We start from the raw sequence: 21,257 nt of genomic DNA on the forward strand, positions 1-21,257 counted from the left end.
TTCTTAACATTCGGAGGAATATATGAAATTTCAGAAAAAACCAGTTGTGGTTGATGCATACCAGACGGATAAAGACATGTACATTGAAACGCTGGAAGGCGTGATGCATGCGTCGCCTGGTGACTGGATCATTACAGGGGTAAACGGAGAAAAATATCCCTGCAAACCTGATGTCTTTGAAAAAACTTATGAGCCGGTTTCAGAGTGAGCTTTTTCTTTGGACGAAGCAGACTTGGCATTGGAAGCCTTCCATTTGTTGCCTTCTGAAGAAAGCAAATCTTCAATGTTGTGCACAAAGAGCTGTTCTTTAGTCTCATCGGTGCCATAGGGATATGCATTCATGAGATAGAGATTCTTTTCGTGCTTCAGCGTTTCACATGCGGAACGGTACTCGATCCAGTTTTCGTGGTAACGGCCGAGATGCTCAGTACCTTCGATAACGGTGATCGCAGCGCCCAACAGGCCAACGACAAAAGCGACTGCAGGGCAGCTGGCTGTATAATTGGCAAGCAGCGGAATGGCTGCAGCAATGACAAACTCTGCAAACTGCAGCCGCTTGTAAATGCGTTGCGCCTGCTGGGCCTTTTTATCGTACCACCTGATCTGATCATTCAGGCGGTTCTGAATATAGCTGTTGATATCACCCGGCTCAACATCGGGCGGGGTGTAAGATTCTTTTTCAGCAGATTTATTCCGACAAAACGAAAACATGAAACTCCTTTCATCCTCGGCACATTTGTGCCGGGGATTTTTTTATGATTAGCGGCGGAAATATTCAATAATTCCATAGATGATCTCAACCATCAAGGGCAGAAGCACAAAAAAGGCAAGTTTTACTTTTTGAGAGGATTTATAGAGCAAATAGAAATCAGGATCCTTGCCAAGGTGCTCCGAAATTCCGTAGGTATAGACGATGCCGATAAGTGATAGAATGACAGAAAAAGCGATAGAGCCAGCAACGGCCAATAAGGGTGAAAAAGACAAAGAATGTGCAAGCAACGGTATGATGAAAGCACTCAAAAAACCGCAGAGCAGAAGAAGCATTGGAAAAATACTACGGTCGAGGAATTGACACTTTTCGCGTTCCTGATCTAGGAGAGACTTTGTGGCGGCGAGTTCCTGCATGGCATTCTCTAAGTTGAGCGCCAAACCCATGTAACTGATGGCTTGCCGTCCTTCTTCCGCATAGACGGTCTCGGCTTTTCGGAGGTCGGAGAGACTTTTTTCATAGTCTGCACGCATGGAAGGGTCAAGTTTCTGAATGGCAGATTCGGCTTCATTGTAAGAAATACCAGTAGAAAACATGAAAATCACTCCAGTACAAACGAACCGTTTCGGCAAGTAGCGAAACGGAATTTTTTTATTTATGCTTCTTTTGTGCCCAGGCCAAGCGCAGCACATTTTTTATAGCGCCCGGTGAGCACCAGATCTTCGACATAGTCCACGGCTTTCTGCTGGCCTTCCTCATTGAGCTGGTCGAAGGACGAGAGCAGCGCGGACTGCTGGGGAGTAAGGAGTACCGGTTCGGCGCTGTCAGGCGAAAAGCTATCCTGATACAAGAAATTCGGTTCGACGTGTAGGACATCGAAAATTTTCAAAAGAACATCCCATTTAGGACTGCTGACGCCGTTTTCATAGTTGCCTATGGCACTTTTTGTAACGCCAAGTTTTTCAGCTAAATCCTGCTGAGTAAGACCGGACTGTTCACGCGCCTGTCGGAGACGACTGGCAAAAGACATTGGAAACACCTCCTCAAAATCATCGTTCTAGGGTCAGTATAAATGCGCTGTCTTGAAAAGTCAAGATGAAAGTACAAGAAAATTGTACAAAACTCTTGACGAAGCAAGAATCTTGTGATATTGTAAAAATGTCCAAGAAACTTGTACCCGAAAGGAGCGTATGGAATGAGTGCAACGGACATGATTTACAAAATCATTGACGAGAAGTGCTTAAAGCAATCAGCGGTGGCACGGGCAGCAGGGTATGACCCGAAGAAGTTCAATGCTTTACTTCGCGGAAGAAAGCGGTTGACATCGGATGATGTGGTACCAATTTGTAAGGCGCTGGGTGTCACTCCGAATGAACTTTTCGGAATCGAACCGCACACCGCCCAGCCGGGCAAGAGCGCATGAAAAAAGCCCCGGAGAGGGGCAGGAGGTGAAAAAATGATCGTAGTATTGACCGCAATGAGCTGGCTTTTTGCGCTGGGAAGTGTCTGGTGTACCAAGACGTTCATTGGCAAAGTACAGTGGTACGCGTGGGTCGCAGTAGTAGTGAGCGCGGCAAACACTGTGGTGCAGATTGGAGCATTACTTTAGCTTTGACAATTCCAGAATGATCTCGTTCAGGAGAGTGGATTCGTCTGGGTCAGTGCCATAAGCATACTTCCCGGTATCGATTTGTTTTTGAAGCTGCATCATTTTCTCCTGCAGATAGGGAGGAGCGTAGTACAGCGCCAGACCGGAGCACATGCTGAAGTCATGAATGGCTTCTTGACTTTTGAAGTGAACGCAGGCACTGGCGGCCAGAATGTAGTCTTCGTAGATTTTTCGCAGATGGGCTATAGAAGATTCATGTTCATTGTGAGAAAATTCGAGCTTCTTTAATTTCAATTGAAAAGAGTTGGTGAGGTAAGAGGTCAGAATGGAAGAACCAAAAGCACTAAGTGTAACTACGATAGAGACAAGGGCAGAAAATTGTTCGATCGTCATGATAACGCACATCCTTTCTGACGGAAGTGTAACACAGGACGGCAGATAAGGGCAAGAGCGCATGAAGAAAGCCCCGGAGCGGGGCGGGAGGTGAAAAGGTGATAGCAGCAATCTGCATAGCAGGAATATGGGGCGCGGCATTGGTCGGCGTTGCGCTGATGGAACGCTGGGCACCGGAACAAATGACGTGGTATCGGTGGTATGCGCCGATAGTGACGGCAATTGGTACGCTGAATGTTTTGCTACTTGGCGGAATTATTTAAACGTCCGCATATCAGTCTGCATAGCCAAAAGGCAGTCAGCTTTAGAGTCAATGAGTTTCTGAACGTCTTTCTCCGAAGGATTTCCGGGACAAGAAAGCAAAGCGGAAAAATATTTACTGACGGCATTTTGAACGGTTTCGTTTGAAAAAATGAGTACGCGAGAAGATGCGTCCGTAAGCTTGCGAAAATCTTCTGGAGTTAGCGGATAAGAGGCCGACGCGGCAGCAGATAGGAAATCTTTATAGGCTTCCATTTTGGAAGCAAAGAACAGCTTGGCGGACAGCCTTTTATACTCCGCACGATTATTGATGAACGCAGTAACAGAGGGCGAAACCAGTGCAATGATAGTCGTGAGTGCAGACAAAATCAAAGTGAGCTGAGCAGTATCCAAGAAAACCACATCCTTTCTGTCGGAAAGTGTAGCACAGAACGGCAGATAAGGGCAAGAGCGCATGAAAGGAGCGGAGAACGTGGACGAGGACAAGAAAAAGCCCTGCACACCTGAGCGAGAGGTGAGCAGGGACTACAACGAACTGGGGCTGTACTTACACAGCAAAGAAAATAACCGAACACTGGAAGCGGCACAGACCCTTTGGGAATTCCTGCCGGGGTGGATGGCGGCCAGAAAGATGGCTGTGTATGACCCTGATTATAACAGGTCGCTTTCCGGGGTGATTGCCGAGAATGCAGAAATCATTCTGAAAGCAGCTCAAGACATGGCCGGATGGGGTCAGGCAGAGTGCGAACCGGCCAGGAAGGAAGAAACTCCACAGGGATAAGCCCCTGCCGGAACATCTGATAGATTGCGCCAGTGCATTGCTGACATTGCTCAAAGTTTGTGTCGTTGCAGCGGTCACAGACGTTAGGAACCGAGAAAACCGGAGACTTTCCGGGGACAACGCTGCAGCAGATTTCGGATTCCATTGCAGGCAGAATTCCCAGAGCGTCAAAGGGACATTGAATTTCAAACATGATTTTGTAAAGCACGGGTGGCTTTCATCTCCTTTCAGTGCAAGTATAGCACAAATCGGAGAATAAGGGCCAGCCGGGGAAGAATGCATGAAACCAAGGAGGACAAAGAGATGGGCAAGAAGAACGAGGCGGCCCGGATGCTGGCAAACCTGAACGGGCCGTGGAGCAATGCAGCCTGCATGGGCTATTGTCTGATCGCTATGCGCCGGGCAAACCTGCGCCCCGGCGCACAGCGCCGGGTGCTGATGGTGCTGGAGCAGTGTTTTGACGATGTCAGCGTGGAAGACGCCGAAAAAGCAGGCTATGCCAATACGGAGGGATAAGGACATGGAACGTTTTGTGATCGTGATGCCGGTGGACACCAGCGCTTACCTTTTGCCCTGTGACGACGGGGATACCTGCACGCTGGAAACGCTGCAGGCGCTGGTGGGTGGGCCCATTGAGGCGGCCGACACCTGCCTGGCGGCCAGCTGGGCGCGGGAGGATGTGGACAGCATCCAGCTGATCGTGAACGAAGAAGGGCTGCTGCAGGAGCTGCCGTTCAACGAGCGGGCCACCGACCTGTACCAGTACCGTTACATGGGCACAGGCATTGTGGGCACGGCGGTGCTGATGACTGCGCGGGGCGATGAGCTGATCGGCTTTGCGAGGCCGGTGTGTGAGACCATTGGCAGCGAGTGGAATCTGGATCTGGAAGAAACCGGCGAAGAATACCGGTGCCAGACCTTCAGTCCGGATTGAAAGGAGAAATAACCATGCGGAAGGCGCGAATCTATGATGCGCGGCAGCTGCCGGCATACCTGAGCCCGGCGCAGTATGCCGAGCTGATGGGCGTTACCCCGAAGACGGTGCAGAGGATGTGCCGCACAGGGCTTTTGCCGGCCGAAAAGGTGGGGCCGAAGCTATGGCGCATTGACAAAAACGCAGCGCTGGAACAGGGAGCGCTGAACCGAAAAAACAAAAAGCCCGCCGGTGCAGCGAACACCGGCGAGCCTACAGGTGATAGAGTCTGACAACGCCTATCACCAGAAGTTTAACACAAAACGGAGGTTTTGACAATGCGGAAATGGAACGGATGGGCCGTGTTGGCGGCGGGCGCTGCGGCGCTGTGGCTGGGCGGCAAGCTGATTGGGCTGGCAGAGGCGGGCATCACGCTGGCGCTGATGGCCTTTGGCGGCATGGGCCCGGGCGCGGCCGCCACGCGGGCACCGCTGATCTTATGGGCGGTGCTGTGCACGCTGGCAGGGGTGGGGCTGTACGGCTGGAACTGCCGGCAGGAGAACCGGCAGTACGAAGCTGCGGCCCGGCGGCAGCAGGCAGACGAAGCGGCCGCCAAGACCATGGACAAGCGCGGCCGCCGGAGAAAGGCGGGCTGACGCCATGGGCCTGAAAAAATACCGGGTACATGTGGAGCTGAGCAAGCAGCTGCCGCAGACGAACAGCCTTTACACCCTGCGTATGACCTACATCGTGCGGGCCGCCACGAAGGTGGACGCAAAGCTCAAGGGCGAATTTGCGGCGAAGGTAGAGAACCCCACCTGCCGCGCGAAAGCCTACCATGTGGAGGAACTGCCGTGAAACCTGTAAATCTGACCCCGGACGAGGAAGAAATCTGGGCCCGGGTGGACACCTTTGGCAACGAGCTGGTGCGGGACATGGGCGCGGCCCTGCTGCAGGTGGACCAGCTGCCGGAGTGGATGAAGGAAACGGCGGTGAACCATTTATGCAGCAAGCTGGCCGAAGCCAGAGCGCTGGCGTGCAGCTGGATGAACGACCGCGGCGAGCCGTGAAAGGAGAGACCATGACCTTAGAGGACTACAAGGCCCGGATGGCCCAGGAGCTGGAAAAGCTGGACTGGCAGCACCCGGGCGACAAGGAGAGCGGCGCTTACCGGCTTTTGAGCGAAGCGGGCCGGGACAAGCAGCTGGGCACGCAGGACTGGATCGTGTTATACAACCAGTACCGGGAAGGGGTGAAGCGGACATGAAACGGAACATGAGCCTGAGCCAGGAGCTGGACCTGACGCGGGACGGCACGGCCGAGATGACCCGGTGGTGCATCATCATCGCGCTGCACCAGTGCTTCGGCGTGGGGAAGGACCGGCTGAACAAGATCGAGGCCCGGGCGGAAGCGCTGGCCTACGAAAGCCTGGACGTGGCCATGACGGCCAACGACAAAGGGATGCCCAGCACCGACCGCAGCCGTGCGCTGCGGGAAGGCTGGCTGCCGGAGGGCGTGGAACCGGAGTTCCGGGTGCCGGTGCTGCGCGCACCCCGCACCCGGCGGGAGCAGCAGCTGCGCATGGCGGGCGACGTGGCCGCCAGCATGGTGTGGACCATCTACGCCCGGGCCTGCATGGAGCTGCTGGGCTACAGCAGCAAGCGGCTGAACCGGCTGCGGGAAGAAACCCTGGCCAACTACCGGCAGGTGAACGAGGAAGGCCACGAAAGCCTGAGCTGGGCCATGGAACGGCTGCGCCGGTGCGCCGAGGACGCACTGAAGGAAGACATTACGATCGAGAACGTGCCGGACGAGGAGCGGGCAAAGCAGGCCGACCGGGACTACCAGGAGCAGAAAGCGGCGTTTATCCGGCGGAACATGGCAAAGGCGCTGGGGCACCGGGCGGCCCCGGCGGGGGCCAATGTGCTGGCGCCGGGCGAGATCGAAAAGAAGATCAACACGATCCTGCAGCAGCCGGGCATGCCGGACAGCTGGGAGAGGAGAAGAAAGTGAGCAAAGACAAATGCAAAATGACCCGCAAACGGTTTGAAAAGCTGATGGCGGGAAGGCACGGCGTGCAGCTGCGCGAGGTGCACGACATGGTCAGCCGCGATATGGTGGACCCCAAAAAGCGGCGGGAGGAAGCGTGGCAGACGGCAAAGCACCGGTACGCGCGCAGCGAAAGCGAGGCGAAGCAGGCATGACACTGGAAGAAGCCATGAAATACCGGGGCGAGACGGTGCGCTCGCTGGCGAAGGCGACCGAAACGGCACCGAGCTGTGTGAAGCGCTGGGTACAGCCCGGCGGGCTGGAACGGCTGAGCGCGGTGCGGCTGCAGCAGATCGCCAGGGCGCTGGACGGCGGGGTGCTCGTCACCGAAGACGGCTGCGAAGTGGAGCTGTACGGAGGGAAGGCAAGATGAGTGCACATTACGTCTACCGCCTGTACGACCCGAAGACCGGCGCGCTGCTGCACGAAGGCACCCCCACCGAGCTGGTGGCGGCGGGGCTGTTCCCGGACCGGGACCGGCTGCAGAGCGAGTACATGCGCCAGAAAAAGACCGTGAAAAAGCCGCGCATCTGGCGGATCGAGCGGGAAAAGCGGCCCCCGGCGGCCACAAAGACGCTGCTGCGGGAGGTGTGGGAGTACACCGCCTGGGATGCAGCGGGCAACCGGATGGCGAAGGGCACGGCGGCAGAACTGGTGGAGCAGGGATTTTTCGACTGCACCCAGATGGCGGCAAACTGGGCCCGGAAGGGCTGCTGCCCGGCGCGCGGCATTGCAAAGCTGACCCGGGAAAAGGTGCGGCGGAGCATCGTGCAGCGGAACGCGGCGGGGGCGAAGAAGCTCCCGAAGGCAGAGCAGCACCGGGCACCGGCGTCGAAGCCGCAGAAAAAGGCGGCGAAGGGCGTGATCCCGAAGCTCAAGGACCCGGACGCGCTGCAGCTGGACGTGCACGCGCTGTGCGGGTACAACGCAGCGGCGCGGAAGCGGGGCCTGCCGGAGCTGAGCTACGGCGTGTGGGCCGCACGGGGAAAGCCGGAAATACCATAAAAACGGCCCTCAGGCAATCAAGCCTGGGGGCTTTGGCGACAAAAGACAAGGCGTGCCGGGTGGTGTGCAGCGGACGGCTGCACCTTAGCCGGAATGGTTTGTCGGGCCCCGGAAGGGGCAGGACCTACCTTATTATAATGCGTGATTGCTCCAGGGCGTCCGGCGGGACGCTTTTGGGGGGCTTGTATACCCGTTATTTCTGTGACGGTGATGATCATGGAAACGGAAAAACACAGGACGCTGACGACCAGCAGGAGGTGCCGGGATGCGAAGAAGCTACATCCGGGAAAAGAAATACCAGTGCGGTGACGAGTACATGACCGTGGGCGTCTATGCAGTGACCGACCAGGAGCACCGGCAGCGGGGCAAGAAGCGCAAGGAGAGCGACCGGGGCCAGAAGGAGCGGAACAAGTACGCCAGCCTGCGCCGAAAGCAGCGGAAGGTGCTGGCGAATTTTGACAAGAACGGCTTTTTCCTGACCGGTACATACGAGGACGGCTATTTACCTGCAGACTTTGCGGCCTGCCGGAAGGACGTGGAGAACTACAAGCGGCGGGTGATCACGGCGACCTGCAAGCGATTTGGCGTGCCGAAGGACAGCATCCGGCTGATGCTGTGGGCGGTGCGCAAGGGCGAAGCCGGACGGCTGCACCTGCACGGGTTTGCCCAGTGCAAAGGACTGGATGCGGCCGACCGGCGGGAGTGGCGCGAGATGCTGGAAGACCTATGGCGGCGGCGTATCCCGGGCACCGGCGAATACGACCCGCTGGGCACCATGAATGTGGACCGCATGGACATGAAAAAGCTGCTGGGCATTGACGGGCAGGGCAAAAACGGCACGGTGGGGTACATCTACGGCCACAAAGAGCGCAGCTGCATCGAGACGCGGAACCTGCGGCAGCCGGACGAGCTGGCCGCCTGCGACACCAAGTGGAGCCGGAAGCAGCTGCGCAAGGGCTGCACCGAGTGCGCGGAGAACGCCTACTGGTGGGAGCAACGGTTCCCGGGGTGGGAAGTGGTACAGGTGGCGGTGTATGACCCGCAGCAGCTGTACGAGACGGACAGGCCGCGGCCGGAGGGCTGGGAAAGCAGTGAACCGCAGGCGTATCTGATCCTGCGGCGGAGAGAGTTTGCGAAAGTTCGCACCTGACAGACAGGATTATTTTATTTTGCGCGCGGAAGGCGGTGGACGGGTGACAAAGCAGCAGAAAAAGGCGGTGCGCAAGGCGCTGCGGAAGTTTGACGGCAGCGGGCAGTGGGAAGACGTGCTGGGCCGGGTGCGGGACTACTATGCCAGGGAGGACCCGGTGTGCTGGGACCTGCTGCGGCTGCGGTACATCGAGGGCCGGAGCGAGTGGGACGTGGTGGGGCTGCTGCACATCGGGCGGACGACCTACTACCACAAGGAGCTGGAGGCGCTTTCCACCGTGGCGGTGTATGCGGCGGCGGCGGGGCTGATCTGAACAGGCTGGACACGAATGTGTGCGGCCTGTTTGTGCTGCAACGACGACGACCGCCGCCAGCGGCGGAAACAGGGAGGAGTTGTTGGGGCAGTGTTCTGATTTTTCAAAGCGCCGTAAGGCCGCTGAAGAAAAACCAGCAAACACAACCCGTACTCGCCGCGCGAGACCGCTGAAAAAAGTCCGTAGTTTTTTTGCAGACAGAAACGTGATAGGCTGGAAGCAAAGCACGGGAAGGAGGGCCGGGAATGGCGACGCGCAGATACTGCAAGAACACGGTGCCCGGCCGACAGGGCCGGGGCAAGAAGTACCCGGCAAAGGTACGGGCGGACGTGGTGATGGCCATGATCGGCTCGAACTCCATCTGCGCGGTGGCCCGGAAGTACGGCGTGCCGGAAAGCACCATCCGCAGCTGGATGGCGGAGGAAGCCAAGCAGCCGGACGGGGCCTTTGCCCAGGCGCGGGCCGAAGCGGCGCGGGAGATCGCAGCGCGGGCAGCGCTGGGGGCCCGGGCCCAGGTGGGTTATCTGCAGCAGCGGGTGGCCGAGAACCAGCGGGCGGCGGATATCCGGGCAAAGCTGGAGCAGCGGCTGGACGAGGACGCCCGATCGCGGCGGTACGAGATCGGCGGGCTGCTGAAAAGCGAGGCGGAAGACCTGCAGGACGCAGCGGAGACCGGCCTTGTGGTGCGCAGCGCACCGGGGACCTACGACCGGCAGCTGAGCGACGAGGAACGGGACGAGCTGGCAAAGCAGCTGGAACGGTACGAAGCGAAAGCCATGACCGACAAGGACGCGGCGAACATTGCGGCGGTGCTTTTGACGACGGCCGCCAACGCTGCGGCGCTGGTGCCCCGGGACGAAGGCAGCAGCCAGAGCGCGGCCCCGGCGGTGCTGATGGAAGGCCAGGACAGGAGCGAGCAGCAGGAGGTGGTACTGGATGGCCGGGGAGACGTATGACGGCAGGCCCATCCTCTGGCGGCCGCAGCCGAAGCAGGCCGCCTTCATGCGGCGCAGCGAGGACGAGGCCCTGTACGGCGGGGCCGCAGGCGGCGGCAAGAGCGACGCGCTGGTGATCGAGGCGCTGCGGCAGGTGGACATCCCACACTATCGCGGGCTGATCGTGCGCAAGACCTACCCGCAGCTGAGCGAGCTGATCGACAAGACCATGCAGTACTACAAGCCGGTCTTCCCGAAGGCGAAGTACAACGCGTCGAGCCATGTGTGGACCTTCCCCAGCGGGGCGAAAATCTACTTCGGCAGCATGTTCCGCACCCAGGACAAGTACAACTACCAGGGCAAGGCCTTTGATTTTATCGGGGTGGACGAGCTGACCCACTTTACCTGGGAGGAGTACAGCTACCTCATGAGCCGCAACCGCCCCACAGGCCCGGGCACGGTGGTGTACATGCGGGCCACGGCCAACCCCGGCGGCATCGGCCACGGATGGGTGAAGGCCCGGTTCATCACACCGGCACCACCGGGCACCCGCATGGTGCAGCTGGTGGACGTGAAGAAGCCGGACGGCACCGTGCAGCAGATGCGGCGCACGCGGGTGTTCATCCCGTCCACGGTGTTTGACAACAAAAAGCTGCTGGAGAATGACCCGGGATACCTGGGCACGCTGGCCAGCTTGCCGGAAGCGGAAAAGCAGGCGCTGCTCTACGGCGACTGGGACAGCTTTTCCGGCCAGGTGTTCACCGAATGGCGCAACGACCCGGACCACTACGAGGACCAGCGGTGGACCCACGTCATCAAGCCGTTCCGCATCCCGGCACACTGGCGCATCTGGCGCGGGTACGACTTCGGCTATGCAAAGCCTTTTTCCGTGGGCTGGTACGCGGCCGACGAGGAAGGGCGGCTTTACCGCATCAAGGAGCTGTACGGCTGCACCGGTACGCCGAACGAAGGCCTGCGCATCGACCCGGTGGAGCAGGCAAGGCGCATCCGGGAGGCAGAGCAGAACGACCCCATGCTGCGGGGGCGGCAGATCACCGGCGTGGCAGACCCGGCCATCTTCAACGAGAGCCAGGGCGAGAGCATTGCCGAGATGCAGGAAAAGCACCCGAACTACATCTTCTGGAAGCCCGGCGACCACACGCGGCTTGCGGGCAAGATGCAGTTCCACTACCGGCTGGCCTTCGACCGCGAGGGGCGGCCGATGTTCCAGGTGTTCGACACATGCAAGCATTTTATCCGCACCATCCCGAACCTGGTCTATGACGAGAGCAACGTGGAGGACATTGACACCACACAGGAAGACCACATTTACGACGAGTGCCGGTATGTGCTGATGGAAAACCCGCTGAGCCCGAAGCAGGCGGTGCGGGATGTGCCGATGAAGGACGACCCGCTGGACCTGGACAAGAGAAAGAGCCGGACGCGGGTGATGAGGGTGTAGACGCTCCGCTGGGCCAGAGGACAAGAGGGGCGTTTCGACGCGCCCCTCTCATCCTCTGGACTCCACTTACCCCTGACGAGAAAGGGGTTGCTCGCCCCTTTCAGACCCCAAAGAAGAAGTCGAAACGGAAAAAATCTAGCCGCTTCGCTAAACGATTTTTTCACGTTTCTCCGATTTGAAAAACGAGAAGGTGAAGCGCATGAATGAAAACGAGCTTTTGCAGGGGATGCTGAAGCGCTACCCGGACCAGAGGGACGGGGCCTTTGGAGAAATGCAGAATGCCGCAGCTGCCCCTCATCAGTCGGCTTTGCCGACAGCTTCCCCCGAGGGGGAAGCCTTCGAACTGCCCACGGCGCAGGTGATCGGGGAGGAAGAAGTCAAGAAGGCAAACGATATCCTGCAGAAGTACAAGACCGGCAAGGCGGCGCTCGACAAGCGGATCATCGACAACGAGCTGTGGTTCCGCATGGGGCACTGGAAGAACTACGAAAACAAGATGATGGAAGGCAAGCCGAAGCCCTCCAGCGGGTGGCTGTTCAACAGCATCGCCAACAAGCACGCCGACGCCATGGACAACTACCCGGAACCCAACGTGCTGCCCCGGGCGGCGGACGACGAGGAGACCGCGAAGGTACTCTCCAAAATCCTGCCCACGGTGCTGGAACAGTGCGACTACGAGACGGTGTACAGCGACACCTGGTGGCGCAAGTTGAAGACCGGCACCGGCGTGAAGGGCATCTTCTGGGACCCGACGGCCCGCAAGGGCCTGGGCGAGATCAGCATCCGCAGCGTGAACCTGCTGATGCTGTACTGGGAGCCGGGCGTGGAGGACATTCAGGACTCGCCGAACCTGTTCAGCCTGAGCCTGGCAAACTCGGAACAGCTGGAGGCGCAGTACCCGCAGCTGAAGGGCCACACCGGCCACAGCCTGGACGTGGCAAAGTACATCCACGATGACAGCATCGACACCGCCGACAAGAGCGTGGTGGTGGACTGGTACTACAAAAAGGCCCAGCCCGGCGGGCAGACGGTGCTGCACTACTGCAAGTATTGCAACGGCATCGTGCTGTATGCCAGCGAGAACGACCCGCAGTACGCGGAGAGCGGCTTTTACGACCACGGAAAGTATCCCTTTGTGTTCGACCCGTTATTCCGCGAGGAGGACAGCCCGGCGGGCTTTGGGTACATCGACGTGATGAAGGACACCCAGACCGCCATTGACGAGATGAACCACGCCATGGACGAGAATGTGAAGCTGAGCGCAAAGCAGCGGTACATCCTGAGCGACACGGCGGGGATCAACGAGGAAGAACTGGCCGACTTTGGCCGGGACATCGTGCATGCGGCGGGCCGGGTGACCGACGAGAGCATGCGGCCGCTGCAGACGGCGGGGCTTGCGGGCAACCTGATCACCTACCGGGACGACCGGGTGAACGAGCTGAAGGAGATCAGCGGCAACCGCGATGTTTCCCAGGGCGGCACCACCAGCGGCCTGACGGCGGCCAGCGCCATTGCAGCGCTGCAGGAAGCAGGCAGCAAACTTTCCCGCGACATGCTGAAAAGCGCCTACCGGGCTTTTGCGCAGGAGTGCTACTTCATCATCGAGCTGATGCGGCAGTTCTACGACGAGCAGCGGGTATACCGCATCACGGGAGAGAGCGGCGGCACGGAGTATGTGCCCTTCAGCAATGCGCAGTTACAGCCCCAGCCCGGCGGCATGGTGGGCGGTGTGCAGCTGGGCGACCGGGAACCGATCTTTGACATCACGGTGAGTGCGGCGAAGAAAAGCACCTTCAGCCGCCTTTCCCAGAATGAGACGGCGAAGGAATGCTACCAGATGGGATTCTTTGCACCAGCCAATGCTGACGCGGCGCTGGCTGCGCTGGACATGATGGACTTTGAGGGCATCGAGAAGGTGCGCCAGCGGGTGGGCCAGAACGGCACACTGTACCAGCAGCTGCAGCAGATGGCCCAGCAGCTGCAGAAGATGGCGGCGATCATCGACGCACAGAACGGCACCAACGTGAGCGCGGCGGCGGGGGCAGCCAGCCAGGCGGCAGCGGGCAGCGGGGGCGGAAGCGGCGGAAAGACCGCAGCAGCCAGCACCCTGAACAGCCTTGGCGGCGTGGTGGGCGACAGTTCCACCAGCCTTTCGAGCCAGGCGGCGAAGCGGGCGATGAACGTGAACAACCCGAATAAGGAGTAAGGAGAACGGCATGATCAGAATTACCTATAGAGAAGCCAAGGAGAACGTGCTGAAGCTGCGGGCAGAAGGGCACGCGGGATATGCACCGAAAGGGCAGGACATTGTGTGCGCGGCGGTAAGCACGCTGATGCAGGCGCTGGCGTTCAGCGTGAACGACAGAGAAGACGGCTTTGCGGTGGCATCCAGCAGCGGAGCTGCAGGAACGTATCTGGAACTGCAGGCGAGAGCGACCCCGGAAAACCGGGTAAAGTTTGAGCTGGTGACGGACGGGCTGGAACTTGTGGCGCAGCTGTACCCGAAGTTTGTGACCTTTAACGACGGGACGGGCACGGAGGATATGGTGGATCTGCAGTTGTTTGCCGACGGCGGAGACGGCGGGACGGCTGGCGATGGTGCGGAGAGCGCACCGGCGGTGCAGGCACCGGAACTGCGCCCCGCACAGGAGCGGCTTGCAAAGAGAAGCCACCCGGGAAAGAGCGCGAAAGCGGGCGCACCGGCCCCGGCTGCCGATAGCGGCGCGGATACCGGCAGCGAAGCTGCAAAAGAGGATGCACCCGGCGAAGAAAAGCCGGAGACGCAGCAGGAGAAACAGGAACCGGAGCACAAACCGGCAGACCCGGCGGAAAAGCGCCGGGCCTTTGGCCAGCTGATGCAGGGCGAGTACGCGGCGGAGTTTGAGGAAGCCATGCAGCGCGCGGCACAGGTGGCGGCGCAGAACATCCAGAACAACCCCCAGGTGAAGGCGCTGATGGACGCGCTGGGCGAGGCCTACGGTGTGGACGCCAGCAGCCCGGACAGCCTGACCGCGCTGACCGACGCGGTGAAGAACGGCAAGGTGAAGAACGACGCCTATTACGAGACCCTTGCCGCCGAAAAGGGCATCAGCGTGAAGACGGCCCGGGAGATGGACCGGATGGAAGGGGAGCTGCAGCGGGCCAACGCCGAGAAGCAGCGGGCCGAACAGATGCGCGCGGCCGCCGAGCACCAGCAGCGTGTGGCGGCGGTGCAGGCGCAGTGGCAGGCGGAAGCGGAAAGGCTGCAGCAGAAGTACCCGAGCTTTGCGCTGGACGAAGTGCTGAACAACCCGGCCGTGGCGGACATGATCCGGCGGGGCATCGGGTTGGAAGCGGCGTACCGCGCAGCCTACTTTGACCAGCTGATGGAGAACCAGACCGCCAAGACCGCAAAGCAGGTGGAACAGGGTGTGGCAGCCCGCATCCAGCAGCGCGGCCAGAGACCCACCGAGAACGGCGTGCGCCCCGGCGGCGCGGCAGAGACCAAGGTGGACGTGGAGCACATGACCCGCGCACAGCGGGCCGAGCTGGCACGCCGGGCACGGCGCGGGGAACGGATCGTGCTGTGAGAATGAATTTCCCGCGCGAAGGGTGCGAGAAAGATAAAAACCTTTTGAAGGAGGACCAACAAATGAGCAACAAGAGACTGGACCTGCAGCTGTTTGCTGACGCAAGCGCACAGCTGCAGAACACCACCGCCACCAGCGGCATGTCCGCTGAAATGAAGACCTACTACGAGAAGACCCTGCTGGACCTGGCAGAGCCTGCACTGGTGCATGACCAGTTCGGCGACAGCTACCCCATCCCGGCCAACAACGGCAAGACCATCGAGTTCCGCAAGTACACGGCGCTGCCGAAGGCCACCGAGCCCCTGACCGAAGGTGTGACCCCGGCGGGCCAGACCCTGACCGTGACCACGGTGACCGCAGACGTGCACCAGTACGGCGGCTGGGTGTCCCTGACCGACATGCTGGACCTGACCGCCATCGACAACAACGTGGTGCAGGCCACGAACCTGCTGGCAAGCCAGGGCGGCCGCACCATGGACACCATCGTGCGCGACATTCTGAACGGCGGCACCAACGTGATCTATGCGCCCAAGGTGGCCGACGGCGTGGAGACGGCCGTGACCAGCCGCGCAGGCCTGGACAAGACTGCGCAGCTGACCGTGGACGTGATCAACCAGGCCGTGGCCCTGCTGCAGGCCCAGAACGCGGACCCCATCGGTGACAGCTATGTGGCCATCGTGCACCCGTACACCAGCTACGACATCCGCAAGGACCCGGCATGGGTGGACGCCCACAAGTACGCGGCCCCGGAGGAAATTTTCAACGGCGAGATCGGCAAGATCAACAACGTGAGGTTCGTGGTGTCGAGCGAGGCGAAGATCTGGACCGGCACCGGCTGCCCGACGGGCCTGGCGGTTTTCAGCACCCTGGTGCTGGGTGCCCACGCCTACGCTACCACCGAGCTGGAAGGCGGCGGCATGCAGCACATCGTGAAGCAGCTGGGCTACGGCGACGACCCGCTGAACCAGCGCGCTTCCGTGGGCTGGAAGGCCACCAAGACCGCCGAACGCCTGAGCGAGCCGTACATGGTGCGCATTGAGAGCTGCAGCGAGAGGTACAGCGCAAAGGCACTGGCGAACTGACACAAAGCCGCTGGCGCGGCATGATGTGCTGCGCAATGAGGATGCCCGGACGGGCAAATGATGTCTGCCCATGGGGCAGATGATGTGCGCTGCGGCGCATGAAAGGAGAAACTATGGCAGTAAAGAAGCAGGAAGCTGCGGTGCAGGACGCTGCAGCAATGACCGAAGCTGTGCAGGAGAACGCACAGGCAGAGAAGGACACCGAGATCGTGCATCTGTTCAAGGACGGGCACCGCTACAGCGAGCCCGTTTTCGTGGGCGTGAACGGCGAGACTTATCTGATCCAGCGCGGTGTGGACGTGGAGGTGCCGAAGGCCATTGCCGAGGTGCTGCGCCACAGCGAGGAGATGGACAACGCTGCAGCGGAGAAAATCGCGGCAGCAGAGGCGGCAGCGGTGCAGCAGGCACAGCGCGTGTAATCTGACAGAAACAACGGACACCCGGTACAGCGGCACTCTGGCTGTGCCGGGTGTTTTTGCATGAAGGAGTTGATGAGATGACGGCAGGACAGGCAATTGAACAGGCCGACGAGATGCGGCCGAACAACGAATTTTCGGACGGGCTGAAACAGAACTGGCTGCGGCAGTGCGACGCGCGGCTGCGCTCCAGCGTGGTGCAGCGCAGCGTGTGCAGCGACTTTGACGCGGTGGGCGCGGACAAGGCATGGGCAGACGGCCTTGCCTACGACACCGAACTGCTGGCACCGGAGGAGTTTGGCCCGCTGTACACCCACTGGCTGTGTGCACAGATGGACCTTGCACTGGGCGAGACGGCCCGGGCCACGAACGCGCTGCAGATGTACAGCGACTATGTGCAGGAGTTTGCTGCGTGGATGCGGCGAAAGTATCCCCCGGCGGGCGGGGTGCAGTGGAGGTATTGACGCCCTCTCACCGCTTCCGTCCGCCTGACGGCGGCGCGTTGCGGAGCTCCCCCAAGGTGGGAGCCTTGTTTAAAGGAAGGTGCAGCATGATAGATGGAACCAATTTGAACATTTTACAGGCCGGGCGGCAACTGCTGCGGGCCTTTGGCGGCGTGAACGAGACCTATGGGTGCAGCGAGGCAGAGCTGAGCCGGGAGATGAACTTTTCCAGCCGGGGATACCCGGCGCTGCAGACCCGGGCCCCGCGCAGGAAGACCCGGGAGGTGAAGGACGTGAACGGCATGTACCACCTGAACGGGCTTTTGCTCTGCCGGGGCACCACGCTGGAGTACACGCCGGACGCAGATGAGGGCCGCAGCGGGGCTGTGGTGCTGGAAAATGCTCTGACCGACGAGCACAAGGCGCTGGCGGGCATGGGCACGAAGGTGCTGATCTGGCCGGACAAGAAGGCCTTTGACACCGAGACGGGCACCCTGACCGACCTTGCTGCGAAGTGGGAGCTGGGGGACGAAGCCATGACTGTGACGCCCTGCGACACGGAAGGCGTGCTCTACCACCCCACCGGCGCGGGAGACACCGAACCGGAAAAGCCGGAGGACGGGCAGCTGTTTTTGAAAAGCACCGACGACGCGCCCTACGGCACCGGCAGCGTGCTGCTGAAGTACAGCGCAAAAAACAAGAAGTGGCAGGAAGTGCTTTTGCAGACGGTGCGCATCCACTGCCCGGGCGTGGGCGGCGTGCTGAAGGAGGGCGACACCGTGACCCTGAGCGGGATGCAGCAGGCCGTGTGCGACGCGGTGGCGGCGGGGCTGAACGGAGAGATCACGGTGGGGACGCTGGAAGAAGATGACATCATTGCGACGCTGGTGCCCACGGAGGACACGGACCGGTATTACGGCAGCTGGACCATCAGCCGCACCGGCACCACCTGGCAGAGCCTGGACGGCAAAGCGACCGAGAACGAGGCGGCGACCGCGCCGGTGACCATGGAACGGCAGGTGCCGGACTTCGATTTTGTGACCGAACAGGGCAACCGGGTGTGGGGCTGCAGCCGGAAGGAGAACACCATTTACGCCTGCGCCCTGGGCGACCCCACCAACTGGTACAGCTACCGGGGCATCGCTTCGGACAGCTACGCAGTGAGCGTGGGCAGCGACGGGGCGTTTACCGGCGCGGCCAGCTGCATGGGGTATGTGCTGTTCTTCAAGGAGAACTGCATCCACAAGCTGTACGGCTCGAAGCCCAGCGACTACCAGCTTTCCAGCGTGCGGTGCCGGGGCGTGGCGGCGAACGCAGCGGGCAGCCTGTGCGTGATCGCGGAGACGCTTTATTACCTTTCGCCGGACGGGGTGATGGCCTGGGGCGGCAGCCTGCCCACAAAGGTGTCCGGGACGCTGGCCACCGGCAGGCTGACGGCGGTGGAGTGGGCCATGGGCGGCAGCCTGGATGCGCGGTACTACCTTTACCTGAAACGAAAAACGGAGACCGGCGGGCGGCTGCTGGTGTACGACACGGAGACGGGACTGTGGCACGAGGAAAGCCCGGCGGGCACCGAAATGGTGGGCACCGGGCAGCAGCTGTATCTCTGGGACGGCAATGCCCTATGGGCGGCAGACCCGGACCGGGAGGAGGACGGCGAGACCGAGACGCGGTTACAGTTTGAGGCGGTGACCGGCGACATTGGCATGAGCAGCCCGGACGACAAGTATGTGAGCCGGGTGACGCTGCGGCTGGATGCACTGGCCCACACGGTGGTGGACGTGGCCGTGAGCTACGACGGCGGGGACTGGGAGACGGTGGGCAGCTGCGCAGCGGTGCGGGCCGACGAGCGGATCAACCTGCCCTTTGTGCCGCGGCGGCACGACCTGATGCGGCTGAAGTTTTCCGGCAGCGGGCAGATGGTGCTGCGCAGCGTGGCCCTGACGCTGGCGGACGCAGCCGGAGGACGGGTGAGCGGCGCGGTGCCGAGACGGTAGAAAGGAGCGAAACAATGGCAAGTGTGGCGGGACTGGCGGGCATTGGCCTGCCGAAGTTCAGCGAGGACATGCCGGCCGAAGATGCCGAAGCGCTGACCAACTACCTGTACCAGCTGCAGGAACAGCTGGGGTATGTGCTGACCAATCTGGACAGCGAGAACATGAACGAGGACTTTTTGAAGAAGGTGAAGAACGCATGAGTAGACTGACGGACGCGAGAAGCGAGCTGGAACGCTACGAGCAGACGAAGCCCGCGGACTATCAGAGCAAGTACCAGGGGCAGATCAAGGACGTGATGGGCCAGATCGACGGCATGGGCGACTATGACTATGACCCGGCGGCGGACACGGCATACCAGCAGTACAAGAGCCAGTACACCCAGAAGGCGAAGCTGGCAAACCAGAACGCCCAGGCGGATGCCAGCGCACGGACCGGCGGCTACGGCTCCAGCTACGGCACCCAGGCGGGCCAGAAGGCCTATGCATCGACCATGAACGACCTGGACAACGTGCTGGACGGCCTGATGAGCCAGAGCCGCAGCGAGTACAACACGAAGAAGGCCGGGCTGCAGACAGAGCTGAGCGGGCTGCAGAGCGCCGAGGAGAACGACTACAACAAGTACCAGAAGGACCTGGCGAACTGGAAGGACGGGCTTTCTTACCGGCAGAACGAATACCAGAACGCCTACAACGAGCACCAGCAGAACACGCAGGACTTTTTGAACGGGCTGTTCCAGGTGATCGGGCTGGCGGCGCAGATTTTGCCGTTCTTTTTGTAAAGAAAGGAGAACACAATGGGCGTATTTTCGAGACTGAACAATGCACAGAAGAAGCTGACCGACGCGGAGAACGCGATGCCGGGGGCTTATGACAACAGCTATGACCAGGACATCCAGGACGCTTTGCAGAGCATGACCGGCCAGAACCAGGCGGGCACGGGCTACGCTTCGACCGGCGACAGCTACCGGGGCGCGCTGAGCCGCCTGTTTAACAATGCGGGCGCTGGGGCCGACGCGGCCGCGCAGACGGCACAGGGGCTTTCCGGCGGGTACGGGGCGGACTGGGCCCAGAGTGCGGCGAACCAGGCGGCGGCCAGCCAGACCGGCAGCACGGCGGGCACGCTGGCGCAGGCCCGGGCGGACGCACTGACCCAGTGGCAGCAGCAGCTGAGCGGAACCAGCAGCCAGCTGAACGCGCTGCTGGGACAGGACCAGCTGGAGCGCAGGGAGTACGACGGCAGCGTGAGCAACGCGGCAGACTGGCGAAACTACCAGTACGACCAGACCCAGCAGGCGCGGCAGGAAAAGAGCGATTTCCTGAGCAATGCGTGGAATGTGCTGAAGAACGTGGGCGCAGCGGCGCTGGAAGGGTATGACGCTTACCGCGGATACCGGCAGCAGGACTGGGAGAACGCTTTCGCAGAGCGGCAGTACAATGACAGTCTGACCCGGAACGAGCTGAGCGACCAGATGGCGGCACTGCAGCAGGCGGCTGCCTACAAGCAGGCCGGTTTTGATGACGCAGCAACGCAGCTGCTGGCAAAATACGGGCTGGACAGCACGATGCTGGACACCTGGCAGGGGCTGTCGCAGGTGGACCAGGATAAGCTGACCTATCTGACCACGGCAGCGGGTCTGGCAGGCAGCGGCTACGACACGGCGGCCAAGAGCTATCTGACGGCGGTGGGGCTGGACCCGAACAGCATCGACTATTACAGCACCATTGCAAACCGGCAGAACCAGAGCAACCTGAACCTGCTGAGCGGTCAGCTGCAGCTGAAGCGGAAGTACGGCACGAAGACCGGCAGCAGTAGGAGCTCGGGCAGCAGGTCGAGCGGCAAGAGCGGGAGCACCTTTACTACCAGCCAGCTGCAGACGATGGCGAAAGATTTCAAAAGCATGAAAGAGGGAGACCCGCTGTATGACTTTTACAAGCAGACCCTGACGGATGCGGGATGGCTGCAGAGTGAGAGTATGGGCAGCACTGTGGGAGCATCCACTCGGGCAAGCACTCGATCCAGCCCGCTGCGCAGCGGGCTGGCAACAGCAGAAAGCATGAAAAATCAGGGATACACGCTGGAGCAGATCGCAGGGCGGCTTTCCTCGGATGGCATTACAGACAATACACTGGCATCCATCATGAAAATCATTCAGGCGGAAAAATAAGGAGAC

The 21,257-nt window shown here is 60.5% G+C and carries 33 protein-coding genes; 28 read left to right on the top strand and 5 right to left on the bottom strand.

Going from position 1 to position 21,257, the window contains the following annotated elements; genetic code table 11:
• Nucleotides 1-22 precede the first annotated feature (22 nt).
• Nucleotides 23-208 (top strand): hypothetical protein, encoded by a 186-nt coding sequence (locus CGS49_RS11295; protein ID WP_097801904.1) that lies wholly within the window; start codon nt 23-25, stop codon nt 206-208.
• Here the strand turns inward: CGS49_RS11295 and CGS49_RS11300 are convergent.
• From CGS49_RS11300 to CGS49_RS11310, 3 genes are read right to left on the bottom strand one after another with little or no spacing between them, the layout of a single operon-like run.
• Nucleotides 187-711, bottom strand: a complete 525-nt coding sequence (locus CGS49_RS11300) for a DUF4231 domain-containing protein (protein WP_097801905.1) — start codon at nt 709-711, stop codon at nt 187-189. The two genes, CGS49_RS11295 and CGS49_RS11300, sit on opposite strands and share 22 nt — an antisense overlap.
• A gap of 48 nt (nt 712-759) precedes the next feature.
• Entirely contained in the window at nt 760-1,305 is a 546-nt protein-coding gene (locus CGS49_RS11305; RefSeq protein ID WP_097801906.1) for a hypothetical protein, read from the bottom strand.
• Nucleotides 1,306-1,364: 59 nt separating this feature from the next.
• Nucleotides 1,365-1,739, bottom strand: a complete 375-nt coding sequence (locus tag CGS49_RS11310) for a helix-turn-helix domain-containing protein (protein WP_097801907.1) — start codon at nt 1,737-1,739, stop codon at nt 1,365-1,367.
• Nucleotides 1,740-1,904: 165 nt separating this feature from the next.
• On the opposite strand from CGS49_RS11310, the gene CGS49_RS11315 reads away from it, so the two are divergent.
• A complete protein-coding gene (locus CGS49_RS11315; protein ID WP_097801908.1) occupies nt 1,905-2,132 on the top strand; it encodes a helix-turn-helix domain-containing protein in 228 nt (75 codons plus the stop codon).
• A gap of 177 nt (nt 2,133-2,309) precedes the next feature.
• Here the strand turns inward: CGS49_RS11315 and CGS49_RS11320 are convergent, their stop codons facing one another.
• On the bottom strand, nt 2,310-2,711 hold the full coding sequence (locus CGS49_RS11320; RefSeq protein WP_097801909.1) for a hypothetical protein: 402 nt from the start codon (nt 2,709-2,711) through the stop codon (nt 2,310-2,312).
• A 98-nt stretch (nt 2,712-2,809) separates the two neighbouring features.
• Here CGS49_RS11320 and CGS49_RS14235 point away from each other — a divergent pair, with 98 nt between their 5' ends.
• Complete coding sequence (locus CGS49_RS14235) at nt 2,810-2,974, top strand: hypothetical protein (protein ID WP_179859071.1); 165 nt, start codon at nt 2,810-2,812, stop codon at nt 2,972-2,974.
• On the opposite strand, the gene CGS49_RS11325 is transcribed toward CGS49_RS14235, so the two are convergent.
• Nucleotides 2,967-3,365, bottom strand: coding sequence for a hypothetical protein (locus CGS49_RS11325; protein WP_097801910.1), 399 nt, complete (start codon nt 3,363-3,365; stop codon nt 2,967-2,969). The genes CGS49_RS14235 and CGS49_RS11325 overlap by 8 nt on opposite strands.
• Before the next feature lie 79 nt (nt 3,366-3,444).
• Here CGS49_RS11325 and CGS49_RS11330 point away from each other — a divergent pair, with 79 nt between their 5' ends.
• From CGS49_RS11330 to CGS49_RS11450, 25 genes are all read left to right on the top strand, one after another.
• Nucleotides 3,445-3,753 carry a hypothetical protein gene (locus tag CGS49_RS11330; RefSeq protein ID WP_097801911.1) on the top strand — a complete coding sequence of 103 codons (309 nt, stop codon included), beginning with the start codon at nt 3,445-3,447 and terminating at the stop codon, nt 3,751-3,753.
• A 276-nt stretch (nt 3,754-4,029) separates the two neighbouring features.
• The gene (locus CGS49_RS11335; RefSeq protein ID WP_143405861.1) at nt 4,030-4,269 is read left to right on the top strand and encodes a hypothetical protein; all 240 of its coding nucleotides are present in this window, start codon (nt 4,030-4,032) and stop codon (nt 4,267-4,269) included.
• 4 nt (nt 4,270-4,273) lie between these two features.
• On the top strand, nt 4,274-4,687 hold the full coding sequence (locus CGS49_RS11340) for a DUF3846 domain-containing protein (protein ID WP_179859072.1): 414 nt from the start codon (nt 4,274-4,276) through the stop codon (nt 4,685-4,687).
• Between the two features lie 14 nt (nt 4,688-4,701).
• Nucleotides 4,702-4,959: a helix-turn-helix domain-containing protein gene (locus tag CGS49_RS11345; protein WP_097801914.1), complete on the top strand. Its 258-nt coding sequence runs from the start codon at nt 4,702-4,704 to the stop codon at nt 4,957-4,959.
• 45 nt (nt 4,960-5,004) lie between these two features.
• A complete protein-coding gene (locus CGS49_RS11350) occupies nt 5,005-5,322 on the top strand; it encodes a hypothetical protein (RefSeq protein WP_097801915.1) in 318 nt (105 codons plus the stop codon).
• A 4-nt stretch (nt 5,323-5,326) separates the two neighbouring features.
• A complete protein-coding gene (locus CGS49_RS11355; protein WP_097801916.1) occupies nt 5,327-5,524 on the top strand; it encodes a hypothetical protein in 198 nt (65 codons plus the stop codon).
• Complete coding sequence (locus CGS49_RS11360; protein WP_097801917.1) at nt 5,521-5,736, top strand: hypothetical protein; 216 nt, start codon at nt 5,521-5,523, stop codon at nt 5,734-5,736. The genes CGS49_RS11355 and CGS49_RS11360 overlap by 4 nt, the downstream gene beginning before the upstream one ends.
• Before the next feature lie 11 nt (nt 5,737-5,747).
• Entirely contained in the window at nt 5,748-5,933 is a 186-nt protein-coding gene (locus CGS49_RS11365) for a hypothetical protein (protein WP_097801918.1), read from the top strand.
• Nucleotides 5,930-6,679, top strand: coding sequence for a hypothetical protein (locus CGS49_RS11370; RefSeq protein ID WP_097801919.1), 750 nt, complete (start codon nt 5,930-5,932; stop codon nt 6,677-6,679). The genes CGS49_RS11365 and CGS49_RS11370 overlap by 4 nt, the downstream gene beginning before the upstream one ends.
• On the top strand, nt 6,676-6,870 hold the full coding sequence (locus tag CGS49_RS11375) for a hypothetical protein (RefSeq protein WP_097801920.1): 195 nt from the start codon (nt 6,676-6,678) through the stop codon (nt 6,868-6,870). Before CGS49_RS11370 ends, CGS49_RS11375 begins: the two co-directional genes overlap by 4 nt.
• Nucleotides 6,867-7,088, top strand: a complete 222-nt coding sequence (locus CGS49_RS11380) for a helix-turn-helix domain-containing protein (RefSeq protein WP_097801921.1) — start codon at nt 6,867-6,869, stop codon at nt 7,086-7,088. Before CGS49_RS11375 ends, CGS49_RS11380 begins: the two co-directional genes overlap by 4 nt.
• On the top strand, nt 7,085-7,720 hold the full coding sequence (locus CGS49_RS11385; protein WP_097801922.1) for a hypothetical protein: 636 nt from the start codon (nt 7,085-7,087) through the stop codon (nt 7,718-7,720). The genes CGS49_RS11380 and CGS49_RS11385 overlap by 4 nt, the downstream gene beginning before the upstream one ends.
• A gap of 265 nt (nt 7,721-7,985) precedes the next feature.
• Entirely contained in the window at nt 7,986-8,870 is an 885-nt protein-coding gene (locus tag CGS49_RS11390; RefSeq protein ID WP_097801923.1) for a hypothetical protein, read from the top strand.
• Between the two features lie 43 nt (nt 8,871-8,913).
• On the top strand, nt 8,914-9,183 hold the full coding sequence (locus tag CGS49_RS11395; protein WP_242975451.1) for a DUF1492 domain-containing protein: 270 nt from the start codon (nt 8,914-8,916) through the stop codon (nt 9,181-9,183).
• Nucleotides 9,184-9,428: 245 nt separating this feature from the next.
• A complete protein-coding gene (locus CGS49_RS11400; RefSeq protein ID WP_097801924.1) occupies nt 9,429-10,139 on the top strand; it encodes a hypothetical protein in 711 nt (236 codons plus the stop codon).
• Nucleotides 10,120-11,580, top strand: coding sequence for a terminase large subunit domain-containing protein (locus CGS49_RS11405; protein ID WP_097801925.1), 1,461 nt, complete (start codon nt 10,120-10,122; stop codon nt 11,578-11,580). The genes CGS49_RS11400 and CGS49_RS11405 overlap by 20 nt, the downstream gene beginning before the upstream one ends.
• Before the next feature lie 199 nt (nt 11,581-11,779).
• The gene (locus tag CGS49_RS11410; RefSeq protein ID WP_242975452.1) at nt 11,780-13,786 is read left to right on the top strand and encodes a portal protein; all 2,007 of its coding nucleotides are present in this window, start codon (nt 11,780-11,782) and stop codon (nt 13,784-13,786) included.
• A 10-nt stretch (nt 13,787-13,796) separates the two neighbouring features.
• On the top strand, nt 13,797-15,149 hold the full coding sequence (locus CGS49_RS11415; protein WP_097801926.1) for a ribosomal-processing cysteine protease Prp: 1,353 nt from the start codon (nt 13,797-13,799) through the stop codon (nt 15,147-15,149).
• A 62-nt stretch (nt 15,150-15,211) separates the two neighbouring features.
• Nucleotides 15,212-16,231 carry a N4-gp56 family major capsid protein gene (locus CGS49_RS11420; protein ID WP_097801927.1) on the top strand — a complete coding sequence of 340 codons (1,020 nt, stop codon included), beginning with the start codon at nt 15,212-15,214 and terminating at the stop codon, nt 16,229-16,231.
• 113 nt (nt 16,232-16,344) lie between these two features.
• A complete protein-coding gene (locus CGS49_RS11425) occupies nt 16,345-16,650 on the top strand; it encodes a hypothetical protein (protein ID WP_242975453.1) in 306 nt (101 codons plus the stop codon).
• A gap of 77 nt (nt 16,651-16,727) precedes the next feature.
• The gene (locus CGS49_RS11430; RefSeq protein WP_097801928.1) at nt 16,728-17,111 is read left to right on the top strand and encodes a hypothetical protein; all 384 of its coding nucleotides are present in this window, start codon (nt 16,728-16,730) and stop codon (nt 17,109-17,111) included.
• 86 nt (nt 17,112-17,197) lie between these two features.
• Nucleotides 17,198-19,087, top strand: coding sequence for a hypothetical protein (locus CGS49_RS11435; RefSeq protein ID WP_097801929.1), 1,890 nt, complete (start codon nt 17,198-17,200; stop codon nt 19,085-19,087).
• Nucleotides 19,088-19,101: 14 nt separating this feature from the next.
• On the top strand, nt 19,102-19,287 hold the full coding sequence (locus tag CGS49_RS11440) for a hypothetical protein (RefSeq protein ID WP_097801930.1): 186 nt from the start codon (nt 19,102-19,104) through the stop codon (nt 19,285-19,287).
• Complete coding sequence (locus CGS49_RS11445; protein ID WP_097801931.1) at nt 19,284-19,865, top strand: hypothetical protein; 582 nt, start codon at nt 19,284-19,286, stop codon at nt 19,863-19,865. Before CGS49_RS11440 ends, CGS49_RS11445 begins: the two co-directional genes overlap by 4 nt.
• 15 nt (nt 19,866-19,880) lie before the next feature.
• The gene (locus CGS49_RS11450; protein WP_097801932.1) at nt 19,881-21,251 is read left to right on the top strand and encodes a hypothetical protein; all 1,371 of its coding nucleotides are present in this window, start codon (nt 19,881-19,883) and stop codon (nt 21,249-21,251) included.
• Nucleotides 21,252-21,257: the final 6 nt, after the last annotated feature.

The sequence above is a fragment of the Faecalibacterium langellae genome, from assembly GCF_002549775.1.
Lineage (GTDB): Bacteria > Bacillota > Clostridia > Oscillospirales > Ruminococcaceae > Faecalibacterium > Faecalibacterium langellae.